Source organism: Polaromonas sp. UC242_47 (genome assembly GCF_044452385.1).
Classification (GTDB): Bacteria; Pseudomonadota; Gammaproteobacteria; order Burkholderiales; family Burkholderiaceae_C; genus Polaromonas.
This window is the reverse complement of sequence record NZ_JBIOAO010000001.1, coordinates 2,057,143-2,081,321: the sequence shown is the minus strand read 5'-3', so window position 1 is coordinate 2,081,321 and position 24,179 is coordinate 2,057,143. Positions and strand designations below refer to the sequence as shown.

The 24,179-nt window shown below is 61.4% G+C and carries 26 protein-coding genes and 2 pseudogenes; 10 read left to right on the top strand and 18 right to left on the bottom strand.

Features of this window, described 5'->3' with window-relative positions:
• Window positions 1-92 precede the first annotated feature (92 nt).
• From nthA to ACHMXK_RS10180, 5 genes are all read left to right on the top strand, one after another.
• Window positions 93-710 carry a nitrile hydratase subunit alpha gene (nthA, locus tag ACHMXK_RS10200; RefSeq protein ID WP_397439962.1) on the top strand — a complete coding sequence of 206 codons (618 nt, stop codon included), beginning with the start codon at window positions 93-95 and terminating at the stop codon, window positions 708-710.
• Window positions 707-1,363 (top strand): nitrile hydratase subunit beta, encoded by a 657-nt coding sequence (gene nthB / locus ACHMXK_RS10195; protein ID WP_397439960.1) that lies wholly within the window; start codon window positions 707-709, stop codon window positions 1,361-1,363. Before nthA ends, nthB begins: the two co-directional genes overlap by 4 nt.
• A 1-nt stretch (window position 1,364) precedes the next feature.
• Window positions 1,365-1,763 (top strand): nitrile hydratase accessory protein, encoded by a 399-nt coding sequence (locus ACHMXK_RS10190; protein WP_397439958.1) that lies wholly within the window; start codon window positions 1,365-1,367, stop codon window positions 1,761-1,763.
• A gap of 847 nt (window positions 1,764-2,610) precedes the next feature.
• The gene (locus tag ACHMXK_RS10185; RefSeq protein WP_397439956.1) at window positions 2,611-2,850 is read left to right on the top strand and encodes a hypothetical protein; all 240 of its coding nucleotides are present in this window, start codon (window positions 2,611-2,613) and stop codon (window positions 2,848-2,850) included.
• A gap of 33 nt (window positions 2,851-2,883) precedes the next feature.
• Window positions 2,884-5,220: an archaeosortase/exosortase family protein gene (locus tag ACHMXK_RS10180; RefSeq protein WP_397439955.1), complete on the top strand. Its 2,337-nt coding sequence runs from the start codon at window positions 2,884-2,886 to the stop codon at window positions 5,218-5,220.
• A 256-nt stretch (window positions 5,221-5,476) separates the two neighbouring features.
• On the opposite strand, the gene ACHMXK_RS10175 is transcribed toward ACHMXK_RS10180, so the two are convergent.
• The 3 genes from ACHMXK_RS10175 to ACHMXK_RS10165 all read right to left on the bottom strand — a co-directional run bounded on the left by ACHMXK_RS10175 (window position 5,477) and on the right by ACHMXK_RS10165 (window position 7,414).
• The gene (locus ACHMXK_RS10175; RefSeq protein WP_397439953.1) at window positions 5,477-6,544 is read right to left on the bottom strand and encodes an alpha/beta fold hydrolase; all 1,068 of its coding nucleotides are present in this window, start codon (window positions 6,542-6,544) and stop codon (window positions 5,477-5,479) included.
• Window positions 6,545-6,608: 64 nt separating this feature from the next.
• On the bottom strand, window positions 6,609-7,079 hold the full coding sequence (locus tag ACHMXK_RS10170) for a PaaI family thioesterase (RefSeq protein ID WP_397439951.1): 471 nt from the start codon (window positions 7,077-7,079) through the stop codon (window positions 6,609-6,611).
• Window positions 7,061-7,414 (bottom strand): DUF2917 domain-containing protein, encoded by a 354-nt coding sequence (locus ACHMXK_RS10165; protein WP_397439949.1) that lies wholly within the window; start codon window positions 7,412-7,414, stop codon window positions 7,061-7,063. Before ACHMXK_RS10165 ends, ACHMXK_RS10170 begins: the two co-directional genes overlap by 19 nt.
• Window positions 7,415-7,895: 481 nt before the next feature.
• Between ACHMXK_RS10165 and ACHMXK_RS10160 the strand changes: the two genes are divergently transcribed.
• Window positions 7,896-8,492, top strand: a complete 597-nt coding sequence (locus tag ACHMXK_RS10160) for a DsbC family protein (RefSeq protein WP_397439947.1) — start codon at window positions 7,896-7,898, stop codon at window positions 8,490-8,492.
• Window positions 8,493-8,613: 121 nt separating this feature from the next.
• On the opposite strand, the gene serA is transcribed toward ACHMXK_RS10160, so the two are convergent.
• Together serA and ACHMXK_RS10150 are read right to left on the bottom strand one after the other, a co-directional pair.
• The gene (serA, locus tag ACHMXK_RS10155) at window positions 8,614-9,843 is read right to left on the bottom strand and encodes a phosphoglycerate dehydrogenase (protein ID WP_397439945.1); all 1,230 of its coding nucleotides are present in this window, start codon (window positions 9,841-9,843) and stop codon (window positions 8,614-8,616) included.
• A gap of 113 nt (window positions 9,844-9,956) precedes the next feature.
• Entirely contained in the window at window positions 9,957-10,901 is a 945-nt protein-coding gene (locus tag ACHMXK_RS10150; protein WP_397439943.1) for a DMT family transporter, read from the bottom strand.
• 202 nt (window positions 10,902-11,103) lie between these two features.
• On the opposite strand from ACHMXK_RS10150, the gene ACHMXK_RS10145 reads away from it, so the two are divergent.
• Window positions 11,104-11,673: a restriction endonuclease gene (locus tag ACHMXK_RS10145; RefSeq protein WP_397439941.1), complete on the top strand. Its 570-nt coding sequence runs from the start codon at window positions 11,104-11,106 to the stop codon at window positions 11,671-11,673.
• A gap of 81 nt (window positions 11,674-11,754) precedes the next feature.
• Here the strand turns inward: ACHMXK_RS10145 and ACHMXK_RS10140 are convergent, their stop codons facing one another.
• From ACHMXK_RS10140 to ACHMXK_RS10120, 5 genes are read right to left on the bottom strand one after another with little or no spacing between them, the layout of a single operon-like run.
• A complete protein-coding gene (locus ACHMXK_RS10140) occupies window positions 11,755-12,951 on the bottom strand; it encodes a YbfB/YjiJ family MFS transporter (protein WP_397442497.1) in 1,197 nt (398 codons plus the stop codon).
• A gap of 47 nt (window positions 12,952-12,998) precedes the next feature.
• Entirely contained in the window at window positions 12,999-13,676 is a 678-nt protein-coding gene (locus tag ACHMXK_RS10135; RefSeq protein ID WP_397439939.1) for a hypothetical protein, read from the bottom strand.
• Complete coding sequence (locus ACHMXK_RS10130) at window positions 13,673-14,665, bottom strand: MlaD family protein (RefSeq protein WP_397439937.1); 993 nt, start codon at window positions 14,663-14,665, stop codon at window positions 13,673-13,675. The genes ACHMXK_RS10135 and ACHMXK_RS10130 overlap by 4 nt, the downstream gene beginning before the upstream one ends.
• Before the next feature lie 36 nt (window positions 14,666-14,701).
• Entirely contained in the window at window positions 14,702-15,505 is an 804-nt protein-coding gene (locus ACHMXK_RS10125; protein WP_397439935.1) for an MlaE family ABC transporter permease, read from the bottom strand.
• A 31-nt stretch (window positions 15,506-15,536) separates the two neighbouring features.
• Window positions 15,537-15,965, bottom strand: a complete 429-nt coding sequence (locus ACHMXK_RS10120; RefSeq protein WP_397439933.1) for a hypothetical protein — start codon at window positions 15,963-15,965, stop codon at window positions 15,537-15,539.
• Between the two features lie 175 nt (window positions 15,966-16,140).
• Here ACHMXK_RS10120 and ACHMXK_RS10115 point away from each other — a divergent pair, with 175 nt between their 5' ends.
• On the top strand, window positions 16,141-16,398 hold the full coding sequence (locus ACHMXK_RS10115; protein ID WP_397439931.1) for a hypothetical protein: 258 nt from the start codon (window positions 16,141-16,143) through the stop codon (window positions 16,396-16,398).
• A 171-nt stretch (window positions 16,399-16,569) separates the two neighbouring features.
• On the opposite strand, the gene asd is transcribed toward ACHMXK_RS10115, so the two are convergent.
• Window positions 16,570-17,424, bottom strand: a complete 855-nt coding sequence (gene asd, locus ACHMXK_RS10110; protein ID WP_397439929.1) for an archaetidylserine decarboxylase — start codon at window positions 17,422-17,424, stop codon at window positions 16,570-16,572.
• 100 nt (window positions 17,425-17,524) lie between these two features.
• The gene (locus ACHMXK_RS10105) at window positions 17,525-18,667 is read right to left on the bottom strand and encodes a PQQ-dependent sugar dehydrogenase (RefSeq protein WP_397439928.1); all 1,143 of its coding nucleotides are present in this window, start codon (window positions 18,665-18,667) and stop codon (window positions 17,525-17,527) included.
• Between the two features lie 222 nt (window positions 18,668-18,889).
• On the opposite strand from ACHMXK_RS10105, the gene ACHMXK_RS10100 reads away from it, so the two are divergent.
• Window positions 18,890-19,438 carry a C40 family peptidase gene (locus tag ACHMXK_RS10100; protein ID WP_397439926.1) on the top strand — a complete coding sequence of 183 codons (549 nt, stop codon included), beginning with the start codon at window positions 18,890-18,892 and terminating at the stop codon, window positions 19,436-19,438.
• Between the two features lie 18 nt (window positions 19,439-19,456).
• Here ACHMXK_RS10100 and ACHMXK_RS10095 read toward each other — a convergent pair whose 3' ends face one another.
• From ACHMXK_RS10095 to ACHMXK_RS10080, 4 genes and pseudogenes are all read right to left on the bottom strand, one after another.
• Window positions 19,457-20,455, bottom strand: a complete 999-nt coding sequence (locus ACHMXK_RS10095; protein ID WP_397439924.1) for a tripartite tricarboxylate transporter substrate binding protein — start codon at window positions 20,453-20,455, stop codon at window positions 19,457-19,459.
• A gap of 96 nt (window positions 20,456-20,551) precedes the next feature.
• Window positions 20,552-20,962, bottom strand: a complete 411-nt coding sequence (locus ACHMXK_RS10090) for a DoxX family protein (RefSeq protein ID WP_397439922.1) — start codon at window positions 20,960-20,962, stop codon at window positions 20,552-20,554.
• Window positions 20,963-21,031: 69 nt separating this feature from the next.
• Complete coding sequence (locus tag ACHMXK_RS10085) at window positions 21,032-21,871, bottom strand: pirin family protein (RefSeq protein WP_397439920.1); 840 nt, start codon at window positions 21,869-21,871, stop codon at window positions 21,032-21,034.
• Window positions 21,872-22,041: 170 nt separating this feature from the next.
• Window positions 22,042-22,407: pseudogene (locus ACHMXK_RS10080) on the bottom strand (dihydrolipoyl dehydrogenase); the annotation flags it as partial.
• 233 nt (window positions 22,408-22,640) lie between these two features.
• On the opposite strand from ACHMXK_RS10080, the gene ACHMXK_RS10075 reads away from it, so the two are divergent.
• Window positions 22,641-22,784 carry a hypothetical protein gene (locus ACHMXK_RS10075; RefSeq protein ID WP_397439918.1) on the top strand — a complete coding sequence of 48 codons (144 nt, stop codon included), beginning with the start codon at window positions 22,641-22,643 and terminating at the stop codon, window positions 22,782-22,784.
• A gap of 134 nt (window positions 22,785-22,918) precedes the next feature.
• Here the strand turns inward: ACHMXK_RS10075 and ACHMXK_RS10070 are convergent, their stop codons facing one another.
• The gene (locus ACHMXK_RS10070) at window positions 22,919-23,854 is read right to left on the bottom strand and encodes a class I SAM-dependent methyltransferase (RefSeq protein WP_397439916.1); all 936 of its coding nucleotides are present in this window, start codon (window positions 23,852-23,854) and stop codon (window positions 22,919-22,921) included.
• Between the two features lie 111 nt (window positions 23,855-23,965).
• A pseudogene (locus ACHMXK_RS10065) lies at window positions 23,966-24,169 on the bottom strand (dihydrolipoyl dehydrogenase); the annotation flags it as partial.
• Between the last annotated feature and the right edge of the window lie 10 nt (window positions 24,170-24,179).

The window sequence follows — 24,179 nt, the reverse complement described above, 5'->3', positions numbered from 1 at the left end:
CAGTTTCCCTTTCGCCGGAGAAGGAAGTTCAAGGCTCGCGATCCCGAACCAGCCGGTCTATACTGTAATAGTCGGTCTTACCCGAGTACTCTATGAGCCCCGACGAGCACGACCACTCCGAACTGTCGCCGATCCAACTGCGGGTGCGCGCGCTCGAGACAATTCTGATCGAGAAGGGCTACGTTGACCCTGCTGTCCTCGACCTTATTGTCGAGCGATACCAGACCAGGATCGGCCCTCACATCGGAGCTAGAGTGATCGCCCGGGCGTGGGTCGATCCTGAGTTCAAGACCGCGCTGCTGGCAGACGCGACAAAGGCGATCACTTCGCTCGGCGTCGTCAGTCATGTGGGCGATCATCTGATCGCGGTGGAGAACACGCCGGGGCATCACAACATGGTCGTCTGCACGCTGTGCTCGTGCTACCCATGGGACGTACTCGGGCTGCCACCGGTCTGGTACAAATCGGCCGCTTATCGCTCGCGTGCCGTGTTGGATCCGCGCGGCGTGCTGGCCGACTTCGGTGTCGTCCTGCCAGAAAACACGCAGATCCGAGTCTGGGACTCGACCGCGGAGACCCGCTTCCTGGTGGTACCACCCCGCCCCGCCGGCACCGAAGGCTGGCCCGAGGAGCGCCTGGCGCGACTCGTCACCCGTGACTGTATGATCGGCACCGGCTTGCCCCGGCGTCTCGAGGAGATATCGCCATGAGCGGAGTTCATGACATGGGGGGCATGCAAGGCTTCGGCACGGTCCAGCCCGAGGCTGACGAACCCCCGTTCCACGCGCAGTGGGAGGAGCGCGTGCTGGCGATGCAGCGGGCCATGCGTTTCACGCGCGCCTGGAACATCGACATGTCTCGCGACGCGCAGGAGCGGCTGCCTGCCGCGGTCTACCTGTCGGCGTCCTACTACGAAAGATGGGCATTGGGAATCGAGCGCAACGCCGTCGAGCGAGGGCTGATCGACGCCGATGAAATCGCCGCAGGACACGCCCTGCATCCGGGCCAGCCCGTCGAACGGGTCATGACGACGAACGACATCGAGCACGCATTCACCCGAGGCTCTTTCGCTCGTCCGCCCAAGAAGCCGGCCAGGTTCAAACAGGGCGAGCGAGTGCGCACGAAGAACATCAACCCGCCCACGCACACGCGCTTGCCGCGGTACGCACGCGGCCATGAAGGAACGATCGAGGCGATCCGAGGTTGCCATGTTTTCCCGGACTCTGTCGTGATGGGCGCGGGAGAAGACCCGCAGTGGCTCTACACCGTCGTCTTCGAAGGCCGCGAGCTCTGGGGAAAGGACACCGACGCCACGCTCATCGTCTCCATCGAGGCATTCGAGCCCTACCTCGAATCAGCGTGAAATGAAGGTCGATCCAACCGCAGCGCGTGATGCCGCCGAGGCCGTACCAGGCGTTCCCCGTGACCAGGAAGGCCCGGTGTTCCGAGAGCCATGGGAGGCGCAGGCTTTTGCTCTGGCGCTGGTCTTGCACCAGCAGGGCCTCTACACCTGGCGCGAATGGGCAGCAACGCTGGCAGAAGAGATCAGGCGCGCGCGGCTTGCCGGCGATCCGGATACCGGCGAGACCTACTACCGGCACTGGCTTGCCACGCTCGAGAGCCTGGTGGCAAGCAAAGGCATCGCGAGCGCAGAGACGCAGACGCGCTACCGCGAAGCCTGGCATCACGCCGAGCATCGCACGTCTCACGGCACGCCTATCGAACTATCGCATGGCGATTTCACAGGAACCGAGGATTCATGATCCAGCTAGGCTGCCCCGGCGAGGAATAGCAAGCGCATGAACAACTCGCGATCTTCTACCGCGTTTGAGCCTCGATCGGCTGGACGGAGTTGATCTACAACCACATTCGCGTCGAGCAGGTACGGCAGATTCAGGGAATCGTCGAGGCGCTAGAACTCAAGGGCAGCGAGACCGTACGACTGCCGTGAACTGCGCCGCCTGACATCGACGCCCATTGAGCGACCGCTCTCCCGCAGTCGAACCGTCTAGTCGATTGACTGCTTGGGGTCGTGTGCGGGTGGCGGAGTATTCGAAATTCCCGCTATATTGCCGACGGTCAGGGTGCAGAAGTCAATGTCGGGTTTGGAGCGAGCAGGTCGAATGGGTATAGGTCAGCAACCAGTCTGGGCCCGGCGGTCAACGTTCTCCGAACCCGACATGTAGATTGCAGGTCTGCGATGGAACGGGATGCACTTCAGCAATGCAGCGCCTGCGGACGTTCGCCACCGGCAGCTTTCTGGAAGTTCAATTTCTGCGTTTTGCCGAACTGTCAGCAGCCATCCAACGATCGCCCGTATCGTGCCCCGAAACGTTCCCCCAAAACCCCAGCAGGCAGTAATCTGTGGGCTGCTTGCGGCGGAAAAATCCGTGAGGCCCCGAATCCCCAATGTCGAAAAATTTGACAATCGATGCGGAGTTTGCCGGTGCATTGGCCGTAAGAGGCTGATTCATAAGGAATAAATTATCCTGGCACAAAGAGTGCATGCAGCATTTGCCGTCCGTTAACGCCGGATCAGTCGCACCTGTCGTTCCGCAGGATTCATGCGCATTGAGGCGTCGAACTGGTTGCACAAACGGGGAGAGCATCGTGAAGCTGAATAAACTGATCCTTGGTACCCTGTCGTTTGTAATGGCAAACATGGCGCTGGCAGGAGGCGTTACGGTGTTGGGTACGCCATTGGGCATCACTCTGGGCAATGCGTTGGGTGCCGTACTGGGTCTACAACTGGGTACCGCTTTGCCTATCGCAGGCGGGGGCTTGCTGGCCGTCGCTGCAGTTAGTTTGGTGCTGGGTATCCGTATGGTGCGGCGCAAACAGAATCGTTAGGCCGCCATTCAAAGCGAATCGGGTCGCTGAACAATGGCTGAACAATTCGAAGTCCGGTATCAGCTTGTTTTTTTCTCGACCGTGGTTTTGCTTGTGCTGCTGGAAAGAGTGCGCGGATTTCAGCGCCAGCCGGTTCAGATGGCGAGGCGGTGGTCCAGCAATATAGGCTTGTTTCTGATCGGCAGCGTCGTTACCGCCCTCGTCATACCGGTCGGTATTTATGCCTTTGCCCTACATCAGCCACCAGGATTACTGGCACGACTGAGTCTGCCTTTCGTCGCACAGTTGCTGCTGACATTTCTGCTTATAGATTTTTGGCGCTATTGGGAACATCGCTTGTTCCACCGGGTTCCTGTTTTGTGGCGTCTACATCTGGTTCACCACAGCGACACACAGATCGACGTCACCTCGTCGGAGCGCCATCACCCGCTTGAATTTTTGCTCGGTACCGCCGTCATGCTGGCGCTGATCGGTGTCCTTGGCCTGCCCGCCCAGGCAGTGGGGCTGTATCTGTTGACCGCAACCGTGATCGCGCTTTACTCGCACGCGAATCTACGTCTTCCGGCTTCCCTGGAATGCCGCTTGAACCGGTTAATCGTCACGCCCGGCGTGCATGCGGTGCATCATTCTGACCTGCAAGCACAAACCGACAGCAACTATGGAACGGTTCTGACGCTTTGGGATCGCCTGTTTGGCAGCTATGTTGATCCTGCGCACGTCAAAATCCCGCATTTTGGTTTGGGCTATTTTCATCAGCCCAGGGACACCGGCCTGGCAAGGGTGCTGCAGCAACCTTTTTTATTCCATCCCCGCCTTGCGTATCCTGATCGGGACAACATGGATAGTCAGGCCGCCTCGATAGCGGCGGTCTTGGCGGAGCCGTCCGGTTCGGTGATGACTCAAGGCTGGAAAGACGCACTTTGGGGGGGAATGCTTGGCTGCCTGCTGGCAGCGTTGGCGTTGTGGCCCACCCTGTTGGACTTGGTGGCTTCCTGGCGCAATGGCGAGGCCTATCAATATGCCTGGCTTGTCATTCCGATGCTCGTTTATGTACTGGGTTGGCATCATCCTCAGATCGGGTTGGTGGTTAGCCCGCAACCTGATTTCACTGGCGTTTTGGTGACGGTTGGCGCTGCTGCCTGCTGGGGCGCTGCGGCTTTGATGAATATCGATGTTGGCCGGCAATTCGCCCTCGTTCTGACGGTGCAGGGCATCGCCATGTCAATGCTGGGCTGGCGTGCCTATTGGCGCTTGTTCCCGGCCCTGGCTCTGATGTTTTTGATGATCCCCAGTGGCGATTTGCTTCAGCCCCTGCTACGTTTATTGACGGTCAAGGCCATTGAGCTGTTTGCCCTTGTCGCCCATCTGCCCCACACCGTGGTCGGTTTCGTCGTCTACGTTGGCGCCAATCGGTACATTGTGGTGGATGAATGCGCCGGTCTCTCCTATGTGACCCTGGCCATTTTTCTTGGCTACAGCTTTGGTTTATTGTTGTACCGCTCGGTCTTCAAGATCGCGGCCCTCTCATTGTTGGGCGCCTTGCTCGGTATCTTTGCCAACGCGCTACGCGTCAATACGATCGTACTGATTGACTGGGTACGGGGTTCTCAAATGGAGCTGACCGCTCACGGCAATATCCAATGGATCGCCTTGTTCCTGACCTTGGGTTTGCTGTTTTATGTCTTGAGCCAGCTAAAAGCGGACACAGCTGTAGTGGCGCCAGTGATTCCACCACAAGATCAGGTCGGGCCGGTACGCCGGTTTGCCCCGGTGGTGGCCGGCCTGTCGGTGCTGTTGATTACCGGCACCGTGGTGAACTTGCCGACAAATGCACCGCGGTCGCCACGCGAAGCGCAGACTGGTTTGTATCCCCAGAATATATCGGGCTGGGAACTTGTTTCCCCTATAGCGGCTTGGTCCGTGGACCCGCAAAGCAACAATGAAACTTTAACCTTGACCTACCAGCGTAATGGTCAAGAGATGCACGTTGTGATCGTTGAAACTTTGTCGCCAGCGGCAAAACTTCAAGAATCCCGGCTCATCAGTGGCGACAAAAGTATCTGGCGAGAAAGGCGCGTCCAGAAACAGACAAGTTGTGTAGCTTCTGACTGTCTGACTCTGTTGCACACGACTTGGCAGCGCGATAGAAGCCGGGAATTGCGTCATGTTTTTTACGCCTACAGCATTGACAACTTCATCACGGACTCCAGGTTTGCGTTGCGTGCCGCGCATGGCTGGCACCGCTTGACCGGAAGCCGCAGCAATCCGCGTTTGATCGGGTTGGCGTTTGATGACGCCCCACCCGCCATCGATGACCTTGCTGCCGCATTCCGGATGCTCCAGTCCGCACTGGAGGCCGGGAATTCATAGCGGCACAGTCGCAGGAGGGGTTCCATTCCCATTTGCCAGGCTTTTGATAAGAACAAGGATCAACAAATTCATGACGTTCCCAGAATTGCAGAGCCGCCGCCGGCCGCGGCAGCTTTCTGGAAATCCAGCGGCATAGGGTGGAGCACCAGTCGACGGTGCGGTCACGGTGGGCCGCATGGTGCCTTCTTCGGCGTTCGTCGTCTGGAAAAGAAGACACTTATTTCGAGGCCAATGTCCTGATGTGCTGTGTACAGGCTCAGATGGCGAGCAAACCCTCGCTGGTGGCGCGGTGGACGGCCTGCGCGCGGGTCGTGCAACGCAACGCTTTCATGGCGCCAGCAACATGCATCTCGACGGTGCGCGGACTCAAACCCAGTTCGCGCGCAATCTGCTTGTCGGTTTGTCCGTGCGCCACGCTGGCGAGGATTTCTGACTGACGCGGGCTCAACTTGGCCGTGCTGGCGCCAGCCTTCACAGTCACGCCGAGGAAGGCCCGCACCTCGGCAAAAAATTGCACGGCCGCAGGCGCGCCGCCCAATAAAACATGGCTGTCACTCTCCAGCGGAACAAAGTGGGCACCGGCAATCCAGGCCGCCAGTTTGCGGCCTTGCTCAAATACCACCATCTGGTCCCCACGGGCGTGCAACACCAGTACCGGGCATTTCAGCTGTGCACATTCAGCCTTCACATCCATCTCGTAGTTCCTGCGCAGGTGCTGCTCAGCCATTTCCGGCGTCATGGACAGCCGCATGCGTTCGTCGATCCCGCGTCGCATTTCCGGCGTTGCATTACCCAATAACTGAGAAACAAACACTTGGCGGAAAACCGATTTTTCATTGCCCCAGCTGATCCGCGCACTGTTCAGCAAAAGGTTGGCCTCTTCCAACACCGCCGGCTCGGGATGCTTGGCGCTGAAATAGGCTCGCCCAAATCCATTGAGCAAAATAAGTCGGCTCACACGTTCCGGGTGCCGCGCTGCATAGGCGATGGCAACCGGTACACCGCAGGACAATCCGTACAAGGGTACCGGGTCCTGGGAGTGTGCATCCACCACGGCTCCCAGATCGACGACCAAGTCTTCAAACTGCAGCGGTGGAATACGCCGGTCTGACAATCCGCAACCGCGTGAGTCGTAGCGCACATAGGTGTGGTCGCGGCTGAACTCCTGGATGGTGGCCCAGGAATCAGCTTCGCGAACGTCGCACTCCAGATGGCTCAGCCAGGTCCCGACGCGAATCAGTGGAGGCCCTTCGCCAGTGGTGGCTGTCGCGAGCCGCACGCCGTCGGACGTCGTGCAAAAACGGATATCCTGTTTGGGCGCCATGGTGTCGGCCTCCAGAAGGTGACGGCCCATTGTAGGGAGGCGTCTCGTGCCCGACAAGCACCCGTCAACCCATCGCCTTGACACGCACCGTCACGACCTCGGCGCTGGCGCACTCGACGCTTCCCTGGAACACCTGGCATGCGACAACCGTTTTGCGCTCACCCTTGTCCGTGACACGCGCGCGCAGCTCCATCTCGCCGTCAATGACCACAGGCTTGAGGTAGCTGATCGACAGTTTGCCAGTCACGAAGGCGAACGGCGGTGGCCCATTTTCGATGTCATGGCCGACGTCCCGGCAGTATTCATCCATCGCCGTCCAGATGGCATGGCAGTCAACGATGGACGCGATGGTGCCGCCGTAAACGTAGCCGGGGTAGCCCATGTGGAAGGGTTCTGGTCGCCATCGGCAGACCACAACCTCACCTATCCGGTAACTCTTGATCTGAAGGCCGTGCGCGTTGAGCGCACCGCATCCGAAACAGTGGACCTTCAGCACATCTTGCAGCGCTCTGTCCATCATGAACCCTTCGAACATGCGGGTGCAGCCTGGACCACCCTTACCCGCGAGGCCTCAAACGCATGGATCAACGCCCGGCTGTTGCGGTCAGCGCAAAAGCGCTCGCCGGCTTCGATGACCGTGTCCCGAATGTCTCTATCGAACGTGATCCAGACACAGCCATTCAGGCACTCAATGACCGCGCCTTGCGGTTGCAAGACGGTGACGGTGCTGCCCTTGACCAGTTCATAAACATCGCGGCTTGCACCTGAGACAACCATGGGGCGGTGCACCGCCACGAGACGCGCAACACGCAACCAAGCGGCGAAAGGGTTGCCAGGGAGGGCGTGCAGGGGGTTAAGGGCGGGGTTCATGACTTTCTCCTGTGGGATGGTCGATGGAGGAAGTATGGTTTTGCCGGATCCCGCGCGCCAGTGTGTGCATTACGGTGTTCAGTCGCCGCGACTACGGTAGCGGCTACCGTAGTCGCTGCAAATGGGGTCCTCCCGGGTTCCAGGACACACGCATGGACCGCGACAAAAGAAATGACAGAACAGCTGCATCTAGTCGATAGCGGATGCCACCGTCATTGAAGTCACCGCCACATGACCGACTAACCATCTGTAGCCTGCAGTGACCGATTTGGAGCAGGTAGATCGAAAAGGTGTACGTCGGCAGTCAGCGATAGCCGGACATTGATGACCGGGCAATCCAAACTGGGACCTGATTCATGAATCGAAGCAGCCTACTCAGTTTTTAGACGTAAAAGTGGTCACCGGCAGCGCAATACCAACCTGCCCTGTGTGGGCCGCGTGGGTGCGTTATCCTGTGCGCTGTTTTTTCATGAGGCCACCCATGTTTTCCAAATCACGCCGATTCTCTCTCCTCTTCGCCGGGGTCCTGGCCAGCAGCTTGTTTGTCGCCGGCTGCAAGGACGGATCGGATGCCGGCAGTGCAGCCAAAGGCAGCACACCGGTGTCTCTCGCCGCCATCAATGCCGAAGCCACGGGTTTTGCCGTGGGCGCGCCCATGAGCGCACGCACGGTTTATGTGTTTTTTGATGCCCAGTGCCCACATTGCACGGTGTTGTGGGACGCGGCCAAACCACTGAAAAACCAGGCCAAATTTGTCTGGATTCCGGTCGGCATCCTCGGTGCCTCCAGCACCGCCCAGGGCGCCACCTTGCTGGCCGCCAAAGACCCGGTGGCCGCGATGGATGAACACGAAGCCTCGATGAAAGCCAAACGTGGCGGCATCAGCGCCGGCAGTGACATCGATGCGCAAAAAGCCGCCGTGGCGAAAAACACCGCGCTGCTGACACGGTTTGGCTTTGCGTCGATTCCGACCATTGTCGGCACCCACGCCCAGACCGGCGCGCTGGTCACACAGGAAGGCGCCATGCCCACGGCCGCGCTGGCGGGCCTGCTGGGCCTGCAGGTTCCGGCGCCCTGAAGACCAACGCCGGCCTATAGTGCCGGCGTTTGATTTTTATAAGGGAAAAAAGGCCTGCAGCCCAATCAGCATGGGCGCAGGCAGCTTCTGTTTTGATAGCGACTGGTCGCTACTTAGCTGATCAGAACAGGACCCGGCTGCGAATGGTGCCACGCACCTCGGCCAGTTTGGCCAGCGCCATATCTGAGTGTGCCGCGTCGATGTCTATCACCACATACCCAATGGCTTCGTTGGTTTGCAAAAACTGCGAAGCGATGTTGATGTTGTTGTCGGAAAACACCTTGTTGATCTCCGACAACACACCCGGCACGTTGCGGTGAATATGCAGCAGCCGGTGTTTGCCGGGGTGGGCCGGCAGCGCCACCTCGGGGAAATTGACGGACGAGGTCGAGGTGCCGTTGTCGCTGTACTTGACCAGTTTTTCCGCGACCTCGATGCCTATGTTTTCCTGCGCCTCCATGGTCGAGCCGCCCACATGCGGCGTCAGGATCACGTTGTCCAGGCCACGCAGCGGTGACTCGAACATCTCCTTGTTGCTGCGCGGCTCCACCGGAAACACATCGATGGCCGCACCCAGCAGTTTTTTGCCGCGCAAGGCTTCGGCCAGCGGCTCGATCTCGACCACGGTGCCGCGCGAGGCATTGATGAGCACACTGCCCGGCTTCATCGCGGCGATTTCGGCCTGGCCAATCATCCATTGGGTGGCCTGGGTTTCCGGCACATGCAGGCTGACCACGTCGCACTGACCCAGCAAATCGTGCAGTTGGGCCACCTGCCGCGCATTGCCCAGCGGCAGCTTGGTGACCACATCAAAAAACACCACTTTCATGCCCAACGCTTCGGCCAGCACCGACAACTGCGTGCCTATGGAGCCGTAACCGACGATGCCCAAGGTTTTGCCGCGAATCTCGAAAGCGTTGTCGGCCGACTTGAGCCAGCCGCCGCGGTGCGCGACCGCACTTTTCTCGGGCACGCCGCGCAACAGCAGAATCGCCTCGGCCAGCACCAGTTCGGCCACCGAGCGGGTGTTGGAAAACGGCGCGTTGAACACCGCGATGCCGCGCTCACGCGCCGCGTTCAGGTCCACCTGATTCGTGCCTATGCAAAAACAGCCGACGGCCGCCAGCTTGGACGCCTGGGCAAACACCTCGGCGGTGAGCTGGGTGCGCGAGCGGATGCCGACAAAATGGGCGTCGGCGATTTTGAGCTTGAGCTCCTCGTCGGACAAGGCGCCGTTCAGGCTTTCAATCTGCGTGTAACCCGCCGCCGTGAGCACCTCCACGGCAGAAGGATGAATGCCCTCCAGCAGGAGGAACTTGATTTTTTTCTTGTCGATCGAGGTTTTGCTCATGGGTCTGGGGGCGTCGGTAGGTGGTCGGGCATCAAGTATGAAGGAAAGTATTCCGGCCGGCTGCGGCCACCGCTTTTGTCCGCCATGCAGAAGGGTTGAGATCGCGCCGCGTTTCAGTCCACAGGCGCGGGTGCTACGCGTGCGCCGCGGCTGGTGAACTGCGCCAGCGCCACCCCCAGCAAGGTCAGCCCGGCACCGGCCAGCTTGATGCCGGTGTAATGTTCACCCGCAAACAGCCAGGCCACCAGGCCGGCGACTGGCGGCATCAAATACATCAGCGGCGCGGTGCGGGCCACGCCGCGCACCGCGTTGATCCAGCCCCAGACCAGCCAGCCCAGAAAAGCCGACACCGTCACCGACCAAATCAGGCCGGCCCAGACCTGCCAGGAAACGTCACCCCAGGGTACGGCCAGACCGGCCGGCAAGGCGAACAACAACACCGGCACGCTACCGAACAAGGTGGCGTAAGTCATGGTCACGATGCCGCCATGGCGCTCGATCAGCGGTTTGGCCGCCACCGTGTAATAGGAGAAAAAGCTGGCCGCAACCAGCAAAAACAAGTCGCCTCCGGTGGCCAGCCAGTGGCCGCCCAGCAGTTTGTCGGACAGGAAAATCAGCACGCCGGCAAAGGCCACGGTGACGCCGGCGATTTGCGCCCGGTGCAAGCGCTCCAGGCCCATGAGGCGCAGGATCAGCAAGGTGAAGATGGGGCCGCAGGCCAGGATCAACGAGCTTGAAAACGCGGTCGACCAGTGGATACCGTAACTCACCATGCCCACATGCAAAAAGTGGCCGGCCACGCCCAGCCGCGCCAGTTCCCAGAAATCCCGGCGCGAAATCCTGGGAAAATGCCGGCCATAACGCCAGACCAGCAGGGCCAGCGCACACAGCGGCATGATCAGGTAACGGGCAAACAAAAAACCGCCGGGGCCGACCGCATTAAACACAAACTTCTGCAGCGAGAAATTGATGCCCCAGATCACCACCAGCACCAGGGCGGCGGCTAAGGCGAGAGAGGCGTGGTGGCTGGGGGATGAAGGCGTGGGCGCAAGGCTCATGAAGCGGGGTGTCGTGGAGGGTTAACAGTAAAAACTGCCTCCAGCCCAATAAAATAGGACGCAGCCAGCTATCATTTTCGAAGCTTACCAGCTTCACAAGCAGTCTGCAGGCTGCTGCCCCTCACCCAGCCCCTTGCCGGGTCACCCTCGCCGGCGTGATACAAACAGCGCCTGCCTTGAAAGGAACATCTTGAAATTCAAAATGGCTGAAAAGTCACTCTTCGCCATCTTGCTGCGCTCGCCGTGGTGGATCAGTCTGGTCATCGCCCTGGGCCTAGGCTTGGCCGCCGCGGCCTTGCTGCCGCCCAAGTATTTTTTCTTCGGCGCCATGGGCGGCCTGCCCTTTCTGGTGATCACCGTGATTGCCGGCTACCGGCAGTTCAAGGCGCCCAGCACCGCCCATGTGGCCGGCACCCTGGCGCAGTTGGCCACCATGTCCTGGCGCGATTTTTCCAGCGCCATGGAGCAGGCTTATGTGCGCCAGGGTTACGAGGTGGCTCGCCTGGACGGCGCGGCGGCTGACTTTGTGCTCAGCAAGTCGGGCGGCACCACCCTGCTTTGTTGCAAACGCTGGAAGGCGGCCCGCCTGGGCGTGGAGGTGCTGGAAAGCCTGGAAGCCGCCCGCGCCGCGCGCAAGGCGGATGGCTGCCTGTTTGTCACCCTGGGCGAGGTCTCGGACAAGGCGCGCGAGTTTGCCGTCGACCATCGCATAGGCGTGATGCAGGGCACGGACCTGGCGCAGTTTCTCAGGCCCGTGCTCGCCGCGAAATAGGCAGCACAGCCCACTCGCTCTGCTTTTGATAGCTGCCTGCGCCCGATCCCAAAGGGCTGGAGGCCGATTTGACTAGAAAAATCAGCGCGGCGCCCTGCCCGCCACCGGGTAGGCGCTGACCATCCACAGGTATGCCAGCGCGCCGGCCAGCAAGCTGGCGCCGGCAATCTCCAGCGACAAGGTGAACCCTTCGCCCAGGTTGCGGCTGTGTTTGAGCAGCAGCGCCACCAGCGGCGGGCCGGCAATTTGGCCTATGCCATAAGCCGCCGTCAGCAAACCCATGGCGCTGGCCGCGGCCTGCGGTCGCAAACGCCGCACCTCCTGCATGGCAAAAAAAGTGATGGCCGTGAAAGGCATGCCCAGCAGCAAACTGCCAATCGCAAAGCCCGCCAGCGTCGGACTGAAGACACTGGCCGCAATGCCTAAGGCCTGCACCAGGTAACAAACCGCCAGCAGATACCTAAAGTCATGCCGGGCCGGCACGCGGGTCGCCAGCAACGCCCCACTGAACACGCCGAGGCCGAAGATGGGCCAGAAAAAATCTATCCAGATCGAGCCCGGCATGGCTTCGCGCGCAATCACCGGCAAAAAGGTGGCGGTGATGATGTAGCCAAAACCCGCCAGACCGTAAGTCAGGGTCAGGAACACCATCTGACTGGGGCCGGCCGGCGCGCTTGGGCTCGCCGCCGCAGGGGCCGTGGCAGCGCCAGCCCCGATGGCCTGCAGCGGGCGCTCGTTAAACGTGCGCCAGACCATGGCCGTCATCACGGCCGCCAGCCCGCCAAAAATCAGCCAGCCCGCCGCCGCTGTCCAGTGCAAGGCCACCATGCCGCTGGCGAACAGGCCACTCAAGGCAATGCCGGCGCCGGGACCGGCGTAAATCACACCGCCCAGCGTCGGTGCGCCCAGCCTGGCGAGTTGCGACAAACACCAGCCTGAGGTGTAGACAAACACCACCGCACTGGCCACACCGGCCGCAAAACGCAGCAGCGGCCAGGCCAGGGGCAGATACACGGCCATGCCCAGGGTCAACAGCGTGGTGGCGATCAGACCGGCACGCACCCAGGTCGCACTGGCGACCTCCGGCAAAAAGCCGAAACGTTTCCAGATCCAGGGCTGAAAGGTGCACAACAAGGCGCCCACCATGTAACCCAGATAATTGGCACTGGCCAGCCAGCTGGCGGCGGGCAAATCGATCACGCCGTCGCTGAGCATCATGGGCAGCAGCGGCGTGAAAGCAAAGCGCCCTATGCCCATGGCGATCGCCAGCGACAACATGCCGGCGATGGCCACCGTCCAGCGGCTCAGGTCCGTGCTGGCCCGGCTCAAGGCTGGAACCCCGTCGCGCCCGCGGCGGGTGTCTGAACCAGCGCGATACGGCGGCGCAGACGCGCAGCTGCTTCGGCATCCCCGCCCTTGTCGGCCAGCTGCGCCTGCACGCCCAGCCAGGCCAGCAAGGGCCGGCGCCAACCTTGGCTTGACGCGGTATCCACCGCCTCTTGCAACAGCGCCGGACTGGCACGGCCGGACTGGAACAAAACCGCCGCGGCCACCAGTTGGGACAGTGGATCACTGATGTTTTTCACGCCCGCCACATCACCCGCCGCGGCGGCGCGTTGCGGCGCGGGCAACAAGGCCAAGTCTTGCGGCGGCAAACGACCGGCCAGGTAATCGGCATACGCGCGTTCGGCGGCCGGCGCATCCTGCCGCAGACGCTCAAAACCGGCGCAGGGTTCGAACACCAGGCTGGCGACCCGGCTGGCGCAACGCAGCAACTCCACCCGCGCCGTCAGATCCATACGGCCGGTGCTGGACACCTCGCTCAATGCACGCCCGGCCTCCAGGGCCTCGACCCGCGTGTTGCCTTCCATGTAGGCGGCCACGGCCCGCTCCATGGATGATTTGGTCTCCATCTGCCAGTCGGCAGGTTGGGGGCCGCTGCTGCAAGCGGATAGCGATAAAAGCGCGGCCGCGGCAAGCACGGCGCTTGAAAAAGAACTCATGGCAGCTTGATCTCCGTGTCGCGTGCAAACGGCCACTTGCGGTTGATTTCATTGACCAGGCCATCGACCTTGCGCAGGCTGGACTCGACCTCGGCGCGCAGCGCACCCAAGTCGTCGGTGGCGGCGCGGGCATTGGCGCCCACGGCCTGGGCTTCGACCAGCACGGCATCGACTTTTTTCAGGCTGCCCCTGGCCTCACCCAGCAAACCATTGAGCTGTACCACGGTGGCACGGGTTTCCGGCATGACGCCATTGGCGCCAAACACCTGGGTGTCGGTTTTGGCGGCCAGGCCGTCAAGTTTGGCCAGCAAGGCATTGGTGCGGTCCAGCGTCAGCATCAATTTTTTGGCTTCGGCGTCATTGCCCAGCATCACACTCAAGGCCCCGCCCGGGCCGTTGAGCCGTTCGGTCAGCTTCTGCACATTGCCCAGGCTGGCGCCCAACGCGCCTTCGCTGCTGGTCAGGGTGTTGAGGTTTTCCAGCAAATCCTTGGCCGCGGCCATCAGCTTGGGCACCTCGGCGCCGGTGTCGCCGCGCAAAACTTCGCGCACCGCGTCCTTGGGCAGCGGCGGATCGGTCAGGATGCCGCTGTAGGCGCGGATATTGGTGCTGCCCACCAGGCCACGCACCAGGGTGAACACGCTGGAGGTGCGCAGCCAGTGGGCGTCCTTGGTCGGCACATCCACCACGATGCGGGCCTTGCCGTCAGCGGCCAGTTCGATGCGGCGCACGCGGCCAATCGGGAAGCCAGAAAAGGTCAGGTCCATGCCGACCACCACCCCTTCGGAATCGTCGGACACCAGCACCAGGGTCTGGGTTCTTTCAAACACGCCGCGGGCGTACAGCACGTAGAGGGCTGAACCGACCACCAGCGCGACCATGAAGATCAGCAGCAAGACCGCCTTGAACTCCAGGTTGGCCACGGGCGGCATGGCCACCGAGGTGTCGGGCAAGGGCGGGGAGGAAGATGATTTTTCGGGTTCGCTCATGGTGTGGCAGGACGCATGTTTTGGCGCTTGTTGGTTTTAATAATAGTTGCCCACCAGGGACACCACTTCGATGAGCAGGATCACGGCAAACATACGCACCAGCATGCGTAACTCGGCACTGGTACGCACACTGGACTCATGCGGGTCATACAGCGCCGAGGCCATGGGAATCAAGGACACCGCCAGGCTGAAAAACAGGGTTTTCATCACAAAAATCAGCGACACCTCGGGGCTGAACACCTGGCCGAACAGGCGCGTGTAAATCGGCAGGCCGGACAGCTCGAAACCATAGACCGCCAGATAAGCCATCACCAGCGCCACCACGCAACTCAGCGCGGCCAGGGTCACGGTGGAGAAAACACCTGCCGTCACACGCGGCAGCACTTCGCGCCGCACCGGGTCCAGGCCGCGTTGCTGCAGCGCTTCCAGCTCTCCGCGCCTGCGCATCAGCGACAACTCGACACCGCTGGCAATGGCGCAACGCAGCGCCACAAACAGCGCGGCGGTCAACGGGATCAGCTCCAGCACCAACACGCGTATCACCACTTGCAAGGCGTAGTGGGACAAGCCGTAACTCAGCGCGGTGGCAATCACGATGCGTGTGATGACCAGGGTGATCAGCGCACACATCAAGGTGAACCCCATCAGGTTGGGCGCGGTGTTGTGGTAGATGTGCCTGGCCATCACCAGCCGGCTTTGACGGCTGTAGCTGGACGGCGACAACATCAGCACCAGGATTTGCGCACCCAGGTAAACCAGGCGCCACCAGCCCAGCAGCCAAGTTTGCGCCTGGCGGTTCAGTTCCGTGAGAAGGTTAGGCCGGCTATCCAGAAGCGTCATGCGGCCATGATAGCGCTGTGCCTGCGCGGCTTCAGCCCAGCGGGCCGTCTTCCAGCGGTGGCGAGCCGTTCGGGATGCCGCCGGCCACCCCAAGTCTGGCGGCGCAGCGGCTGATCTCTTCGCGCTCACCCTGCCACAGGGCACACACATAAGCGCGATAGTCCGGGTGCCAGCCCTCGGCAGCGGCCAGGGCCGTGATGGCGCCGTCCACGTCCGTCAAGCCCTGCACATGCGCCGCGACTTCGGTGGCCAGGGTGCAGGTGGTGTTGATCACCTTGTCGAAATCATCGTCGTGGGGCTGCAGGGCCGTGATGCCAAACAGCGCCAAAACATTCGCCAAAGAAGCTTCGGACTCGGCGTCCAGTATCTCCAGGCCGGTCTGCGGGTCCCGTATTTTTTCGGCGGGGAAAGCCGCCTGTTCAGCCGCTGCCAGCAACTGCTCGCGAAATATGGCACTCATGCGGAATCTCCAAAATGACGGGGCAGAGCAAACAAGGAAAGGCCGTTCTCAGCGTTTAGGGACAGGGCTTGGTCAGGGACAGGGCTTGACCTCGATGTACAGGTCTTCCAGCGCGCCGGTATAACCTTCAAACGCCAGCAAGCGGGCGGCGACTTCGGCATGTTCCCAATGCTGGATGGCTTTTTTTTTCACCCAGACTGATGTCGGCGCCCGGCGTTTCATCCTGCCGGGTTTTGGCGTTGACCCAGGCGCGGTGCGCGGGCAAGACCTGCTCGGGGCCACCCAGGTGTTGCGCCAGTTCGTGGCTGTAACGCTGCTCGATGGCACGGCGCTGCGCTTCGGGAAACTTCTTTTTATCCATCAATTGGACGCTGTAGTTCATGGTTGCCCTCGCTCCCAGGCCCGCCAGTTGACAAACGGCCTGTTGCTTTGAAGTGGAAAAGATGATCCGGATGTTAATTCATCGGCATCCAGCGGCCAGCCTGGCAAGCTGAGGTTTAGAGATTGGCGCCTAGGAAAAATCATTGTTTCTGATTTTTCTTGAGCAAAAAAGGCCTGCAGCCCAAACCAGACGGGCGCAAACAGCTATCCAATCAATAGCACCTCAAGCTGCAGCGCTGCAGTCCGCCATTTCCTGGCCCAGCCGGACCGCAGCGCCTGGCGCCCAGGCCGGGTTGAAACGGCACGGCCCTTGGGGGAACAACAAAACCACGGTGGAGCCGAGCAAAAAGCGCCCCATCTCGTCGCCCTGCTGGAATTCGATGGGATGCTTGTCGTAAAACCACTCGCGCACCTGCTTGGTCCGCGGCGGATTGACCACGCCGTGCCAGACGGTGGCCATGCTGCCGACAATGGTCGCGCCCACCAGCACCAGCACAAATGGGCCACGCGCCGACTCAAACACGCAGACCACCCGCTCGTTGCGTGCAAACAGCCCGGGCACGCCGCGTGCCGTCGCCGGGTTGACCGAAAACAACTCGCCCGGCACATAAATCATGCGCACCAGGCGCCCATCGGCCGGCATGTGGATGCGGTGGTAATCCTTGGGGCTCAAATAAATCGTGGCAAAGCTGCCGCCCTCAAAACGCGCGGCCAGCTCGCGGTCACCGCCGACCAGGGCGGTGGTCGAATAATGGTGGCCCTTGGCCTGGAAAATCTGATCCCCTTCGATGGCGCCAAACTGGCTGATCGCGCCGTCCACCGGACAGATCAGATCGGCAGCAGCCAGCGGCCGCGCGCCGGGCTGCAAGGCGCGTGTGAAAAATTCGTTGAAGGTCGGGTAACTGGTGATGTCGGGGTTGGCCGCTTCGGCCATGTTGACGCCGTATTTGCCGACAAACCAGCGAATGATGCGCGTGGTGATGGCGCCGCCCCGCATGGAAGCGATGTGGCTGCCGAATTCTGTCAGCGCCTGCTTGGGCAGGAGGTATTGCAAGAGGACATCAAATCGTTCGGACACGCGGGCTCACTCTGGTCTGGAAAAGCGCTCATTCTATCGATGCAGGCGAGGCCTTCGAGATAAACTAAAACCGCAGGTGACACCCAAGGCCTTCAGGCCATCAATTCGGCAATAGCCGCAACAAGCGCCCGCGCGGGCTGTCGGTCAACACATACAACAGGCCGTCCGGACCCTGCCGCACGTCGCGTATACGCTCGCCGCCCTCCAGCAGCTTGTGTTCGCGCACGACCTTGCCCTTGAAAGGCTGCTCCAGCTCCAGCCGGTCCAGGTAGGCAAACTTCAGCGAACCGATGAACAGATTGCCCTGCCAGGCCTTGCCGTATCTGTCGCTGCTCAAAAAAACCATGCCCGAAGGTGCGATCGACGGCACCCAGTAATGCAGCGGCTGCTCCATGCCGGGCTGGGCCGTCAGGCCGTCGCCAATCTTGCCGCCGCCATAGTTTTCGCCGTAGGTGATCACCGGCCAGCCGTAGTTGCGGCCTGGCTGCGGTAAATTGATTTCATCGCCGCCCTGCGGCCCGTGTTCGTGGGTCCAGAAGGTACCGTCAGGCGCCAAGGTGGCGCCCTGCATGTTGCGATGGCCGTAACTCCAGATTTCCGGCAAGGCGCCAGCCCGTCCCACAAAGGGGTTGTCCTTGGGCACACTGCCGTCCTTGTTGATACGGATGACCTTGCCCAGGTGGTTGTCCAGCTTTTGCGCGTCCAACATGCGCGAATAACGGTCGCCCAGGGTCAAAAACAAGCTGCCATCGGGTTTACCATCTTTCAGTACTTCGACAATGCGGCAGCCAAAATGCGCGCTGCTGGCGACCTTGGGTTTCTGGCTAAAGATCACCTGCACCGCTTCCAGCCGGCTGTTGTCCGCCGACAGCGTGGCACGGGCCAGGGCCGTGCTGTTGCCGGGGCCGGACGCGGCCGGTTCTGAAAAGCAGAAATAAATCCGCCGGTTGCTCGCAAAGCCGGCATCCGTGATCACATCCAGCAAACCACCCTGCCCGCCCGCGGCAATGGCCGGTAGGCCGGGCAAGGCCGGACCCAGCCGGCCGTCGGCCTCCACCACACGCAAACGGCCCGGACGCTCGGTCACCAGAAAACGCCCTTCCGGCAAAAAAGCCAGCGCCCAGGGGTGTTGCAAATCGCCGGCGACCAGTTCCGGGCGCACGCTCTGGGCCTGCGCGCCCAGGCTCGCAAACGCTACGAAAACAATAGCTATTTGCGCCCGAAATATAAGGGCTAGAGGCATATTTCTCTCCTAAAAATACAAAAAACAGGCCGCCAACAAAAACAACACCGCCACGCCTGAACAGACCCCAACCAGCACCGCCAAGTGTCCGCCAAAGCGGTTGGCTCCTCGGCCCGTTTTTTCTCGTTTTGTATAAAGTCGTTACAAATCAAGGGCTTAGCACCCATATCTAGAAAAACTTTAGCTTGACGTAGGACAGCACCTTCAAGTACCCTAGCGGCCATGCGTTTAACCCTGCTTGCCACATGCCTTCTGCTTGCCGCCACCGCGCACGCAGCCCCGGATCAACCGGCGGGCGACATGGACAAATTCCTGGCCGACAAAGGCCTGCTCAACAAGATAGACCAGGTGCGCCAGTCGGTCGGTAACAAAACCTCAGAACTGGTTGTCAATGCCATGGGTTTCCTGGGCGTTCCCTACAAACGCGGTGGCAATACCGTCGAAACCGGCTTTGACTGCAGCGGTTTTGTACGCGCCATTTACGAACAAAGCGTCGGCCTGTTGCTGCCGCGCCGCGCCGAACAGCAAGCCGCAGCCACCCAGAACATCGACAAAAACGATCTACAACCCGGCGATCTGGTGTTTTTCAACACCTTGAAACGCGCTTTCAGCCACGTGGGCATTTACGTGGGGGACGGCAAGTTCATCCACTCGCCCAAGCCGGGCGCCGAAGTGCGGGTCGAAAGCATGGGTGTCGCCTACTGGGCTCGCCGCTTTGACGGCGCCCGCCGCGTACCGGTCACCTCGCCCGCCGACAACAACGGCGAATAAGCCGTCCGTCCTGCGGGTTTAGTCGGCCTTGACGCCGGCATCCCGTATCACCTTGCCCCATTTGGCCGTTTCCAGCGCAATAAAGGCGTTGAACTCTTCCGGCGTGCCACCGGCGGCAAAGGTGCCCATGGCGTCCAGCCGAACCCGCGTTTCATCGCTGCGGATGATGCGAGCCACCTCCTCCGACATACGTTTGACAATGTCTTTTGGCGTCGCGGCCGGCGCCAACATGCCGGCCCAGGTGCTGCCGGTGAAACCCGTGAAGCCTTGTTCGATAAACGTCGGCACATCCGGCACGGCCGGCAAACGCCTGTCGCTGGCCACGCCGATCAGCCGCACCTTGCCGGCCTTGCCCTGGTTGATCAGCCCGGTGGCGGCATCAAAAAATAGCTGGATCTGCCCGCCCATCAAATCCGTCAGCGCCGGCACCGCGCCGCGATAAGGAATGTGCACCATGTAGGTCTGGGTCTGCGACTTGAGCAGTTCGCTGGTCAGGTGGGCGGCCGAGCCGTTGCCGGAGGAGCCAAAACTGACCTTGCCCGGATGGGCGCGCGCATAGTCCACCAGCTCTTTCGCATTCTTGAACGGTGCGTCGTTGTTGACGGCGGCCAGCAGCGGCGACACACCCATCAGCGAGACGCCGGTCACGTCCTTGCGCGGATCGTAAGGCAGCTTGGGATACAGCGTGGTGTTGGCCGCGTAGGCGGCGATGACGACCGCAAAAGTGCTGCCGTCGGCCGGCGCCTTGGCCAACATGTCCACGCCGATGATGCTGTTGGCGCCGGGTTTGTTGTCGATGGTGACCGGCTGCTGCAGCCGGTTTTGCAAGCCCACTTGCACCAGTCGCGCCATCTGGTCGGTGAAGCCGCCCGGCGTGTAAGGCACGATGATACGAATCGGTTTGTTCGGCCAGGCCGATTGCGCCAGCAGGGGCGCACACACCGCGCTGGCGCCGGCCGCAACGGCCAGGGTAAAACGGCGGCGCGACAAGGAGGACGGGGACTTGGCATCAGACATGGCTTCTCCAGACAGGGAAGTTCATTCTGGGCCAGCCCCGCGTTCGCCGGCCCCCCGGGTTTGCCCCGAAGCCGACGGTCTTGCCTGCCCGTCTGGCTAGGGCCAGAGCGCGTATTTTCCCGGCCCGGTGATGGCCAGCAGCAGCAATCCGCCCATGATGCTGAGGTTTTTAAGGAAGTTGATCTTGTTCCCCTCGCGCTCCGCGCCCGACTGCGTCCAGAAGTGATGCCCCATCAGCGCCGTCGCCAACGTGAAGACCACATACAACAAGGCCAGCGGACGGGTGTACATGCCCAGAACCAGCGCGATGGCGCCGAAAAATTCCACGGCAATCGCGACCACCGTCGAAAGCTGGGGCAGCGGCGCACCGGTGGAGGCCATATAACCCACGGTGGCGGTGAAGTTTGTCAGCTTCTTCCAGCCGGTCACCAGGAACAGCGCCATCAGCAGCAGGCGTGCCAACAGGATCAGGAGGTCGTTTTGTTGGCGCAGCAGGTCGTTCAACATGTCGCTTCCCCTGAGTTGGGCGTCCTGGTGGACAAAAACACGGATGCAATCTTCGAAGCCGGGAGCGCTTTAAAACGGCACACCTTCGAGTCGCCCCATGGCGCCGCTGGCAAAGTCGCGCTTGGCTTGCGCGAGGCGCTCCGGCGTGTCCATGACAAACGGCCCGCCGAACAAAATCGCGCCTTGCACCGGTGCACCACCCAGCAAGGCCACATCGGCGCCCTCCCCCGTCGCGGCCGTCAGGGTCAGCGACGAACCGGCCGACAAGAGCGCCAGCGCGCCCGATCCCAGTGGCGCACCACCGGCTTGGCCTTCCAGGCGACCGTCCAGCACATACAGACCGAGTTCAAACGCCGCATCGACCGGCAAGGTCACACTGGCGCCAGGGTCCAGGCGGATGTGGGCAAAGACCGTGGGACTGGTGGTTTGCATAGGGCCTGTGACATCGCCCAGGCGGCCCGCGATGACCCGGACCCGCGCGCCGGCAGAGCGGATCTCGGGAATGTCGGCGGCGCGAAACGAGGCGTAGGCCGGGTCGGCCAGCTTTTGTGCCGGCGGCAAGCTGGTCCAGAGTTGCAGGCCGTGGCGCCCGCCGCTGGGCTGCTCCGCATGCAACATACCGCGCCCGGCGCGTATCCATTGCGCATCACCGGCTCCCAGCGTGTCCTTGAAACCCAGGCTGTCGCGGTGCGCTACCCCGCCTTCCAGCAGGTAACTGATGACTTCGATGCCGGCATGCGGATGCGGCGAGTCACCAATGCCGCGCCGGCTCTGGTGCCGGTAGTGGTCGATGAAAACAAAGGGGCCGAGCGAGGTACGCCCGTCCAGGGGCAAGGCGCGCCACAACAACATGTCGCCATCATCGATGATGCGCTCCGAGGGAAAAATGTTTTCAATAATGCGTTGCATGGTGGGCACCCTCGGTTCGTGACAGGACATTCAACCGGACCAAGACCAGTATCTGCCAGATGGGCAGGATATTCAACTCGACAGCCATCGCGCTTGTGACGGCCCAGACATAAAAAAGCCCGATCCGTTGAAGGTTCGGGCTTGGCCTTGCTGCTTGAACGCCTGGCTGACTTGCGCACCGGCGGCAAATCCGTGCAACTGCCATGCGCCACTTCCGCCGCCATGCCAATGCTCTCGCCCAGCGTCGGGTGCGGATGAATGGTTTTACCGATGTCGACCGCGTCGGCACCCATCTCGATAGCCAGCGCGATTTCACCAATCATGTCACCGGCATGGGTACCGACAATGCCGCCGCCCAAAAAATTTGGCCGTGGCCGTGCGCCTCGTCGCTGTCGTCAAACAGCAGTTTGGTGCATCCTTCGTCGCGGCCGTTCCACTTTGGGGTCGGTGTAGGCCACGCTCGGGATCACACGGACGTTGAGGGCCGCGGCAAGTTCCTGCTTGCCCTGCCGTTCACCGGCGATCAAATCAAGGGCAGCACCAGATCACCAAGAACACAGTTGCCTACAGGTAACGGCTCAATGCAGCGACCGCACCGCCCAGCGCAACTTGGCAGACGTTGAGCGGAGGTTGCTGCGCTGCTCGTCATACGAAGCGCGAATCGGGTCGGAGGCCACGCTGCTGAAAGTGCCCTTGCTCTCCGATACATTAGGCGCCGGGGAAGAGTTCAGCATCGAGCCGGGCCTACATCTGTCCATGCCCCCCAGACATGCCCACCGTCTGCGCCGAACTGCTGGCCGATGTGGCGCGGCGCGAAGCCATGGCACGGGCCGCGCAGGCCTTGCTGGAGGCGCGTTTCACGCCTGCCGCTTGGCGCGGGCAGATGCCGACCATGGTCGAGGGCCTGGTTTGAGTGACTCAGGTGATTGACCCCGCTATCAATTAAATAGCTTCCTGCGTCCGCCATGACTTGTCTACAGGCACTTTTCATCTAGAAAAATCTGACGAGAAAGCAACCCAAAGCCGCCGATTGCGATCCGTCTGCTTTCACAAGCCCGGTGCAGCGTAAACCAGCACCTTCAACGCCCTCGCCTCGTCCACATCCGCAAACACCGCCGGATTTGCCACGCGCTCCACAAAGGTCAGCTCGGGCGCCAATTCCCGCATCTGGTCCTGCAAAAAATCCACGCCCAGTTCGGGCGCATTCAGGCACAGCAAGACATGGCCACCCGGCATCAGCAAATCGTGCAATCGGTGCATCAGGCGGGCGTAATCCTTGGTGGCCACAAAACTGCCTCTCTGAAAGCTAGGCGGATCAACGATCACCAACTCATACGGGCCGCTGCGCTTGATCTTGCCCCAGCTGCTGAAGATGTCATGCGCCAGAAAACTGGCGCCACCCGACAGGCCATTGAACTGGTGATTTTGCTGACCGATGGCGATGGCGCCCCGGCTCATGTCCACATTGACCACCTGTTTGGCGCCGGCCTGCAGCGCCACCACCGAGAAGGCACAGGTGTAGGCAAAGAGGTTCAGAATCGTCGCCCCGCGGCCGCCCACCGGATGCGCCGTCACATAGTCACGCACCCAGCGCCGGCCCTCGGCCATGTCGAGGAACAGGCCGTGGTTCTGCCCCTTGAGTACGTGTACGCGAAACTCCGCGCCCTGCTCCGTCACCACATGCGGCTCGGGCACCTTGCCATCCATCAGCCGCGTCTCGGTGCGGCCTTCGTGCCGGCACTGAAACACCCAATTGAGCGGCTCGCCGGGCGCCAGTTGCTGCCAGCGCGTGGCCAATGCCGTGCCCACGGCGGCCAGCTCGTCGTCGCTGGCGGGCTGAAAGCTCGTCAGCACAAAGACCGGAGGGAAAGCGTCCAGCGCCCACTGCTCGCAGCCCGGGTATAGGCCGCCCCGGCCATGGAAGATACGTTGGGCGTCGGTAGGCAGGTCCATCGTGGCGATGGCGTTCAGCAAGGCTTGCATGGAGTTCGGAATCCGGTGTACGGAAAAAATATCAAAGAAAAAGCCGCGCAGCCCTTTCGGAATCTACGCGGCCAGCTACTGATTCAGTAGCAATTGTGCATCAAACCAGCATCACGTCCTGGTTGGTGAAAAATCGGTGCAGCTGCCGTGCGCCACTTCCGCCGCCATGCAAATGCTTTCACCCAGGCTCGGATGCGCGTGAATGGTTTTGCCGATAGCCACCGTATCGGCGCCCATGTCGATGGCCAGCGCGATCTCGCCAATCATGTCGCCGCCATTCAAGGGCCACACCCGATCACCAAGAACACCGTTGCCTATAGGAAAG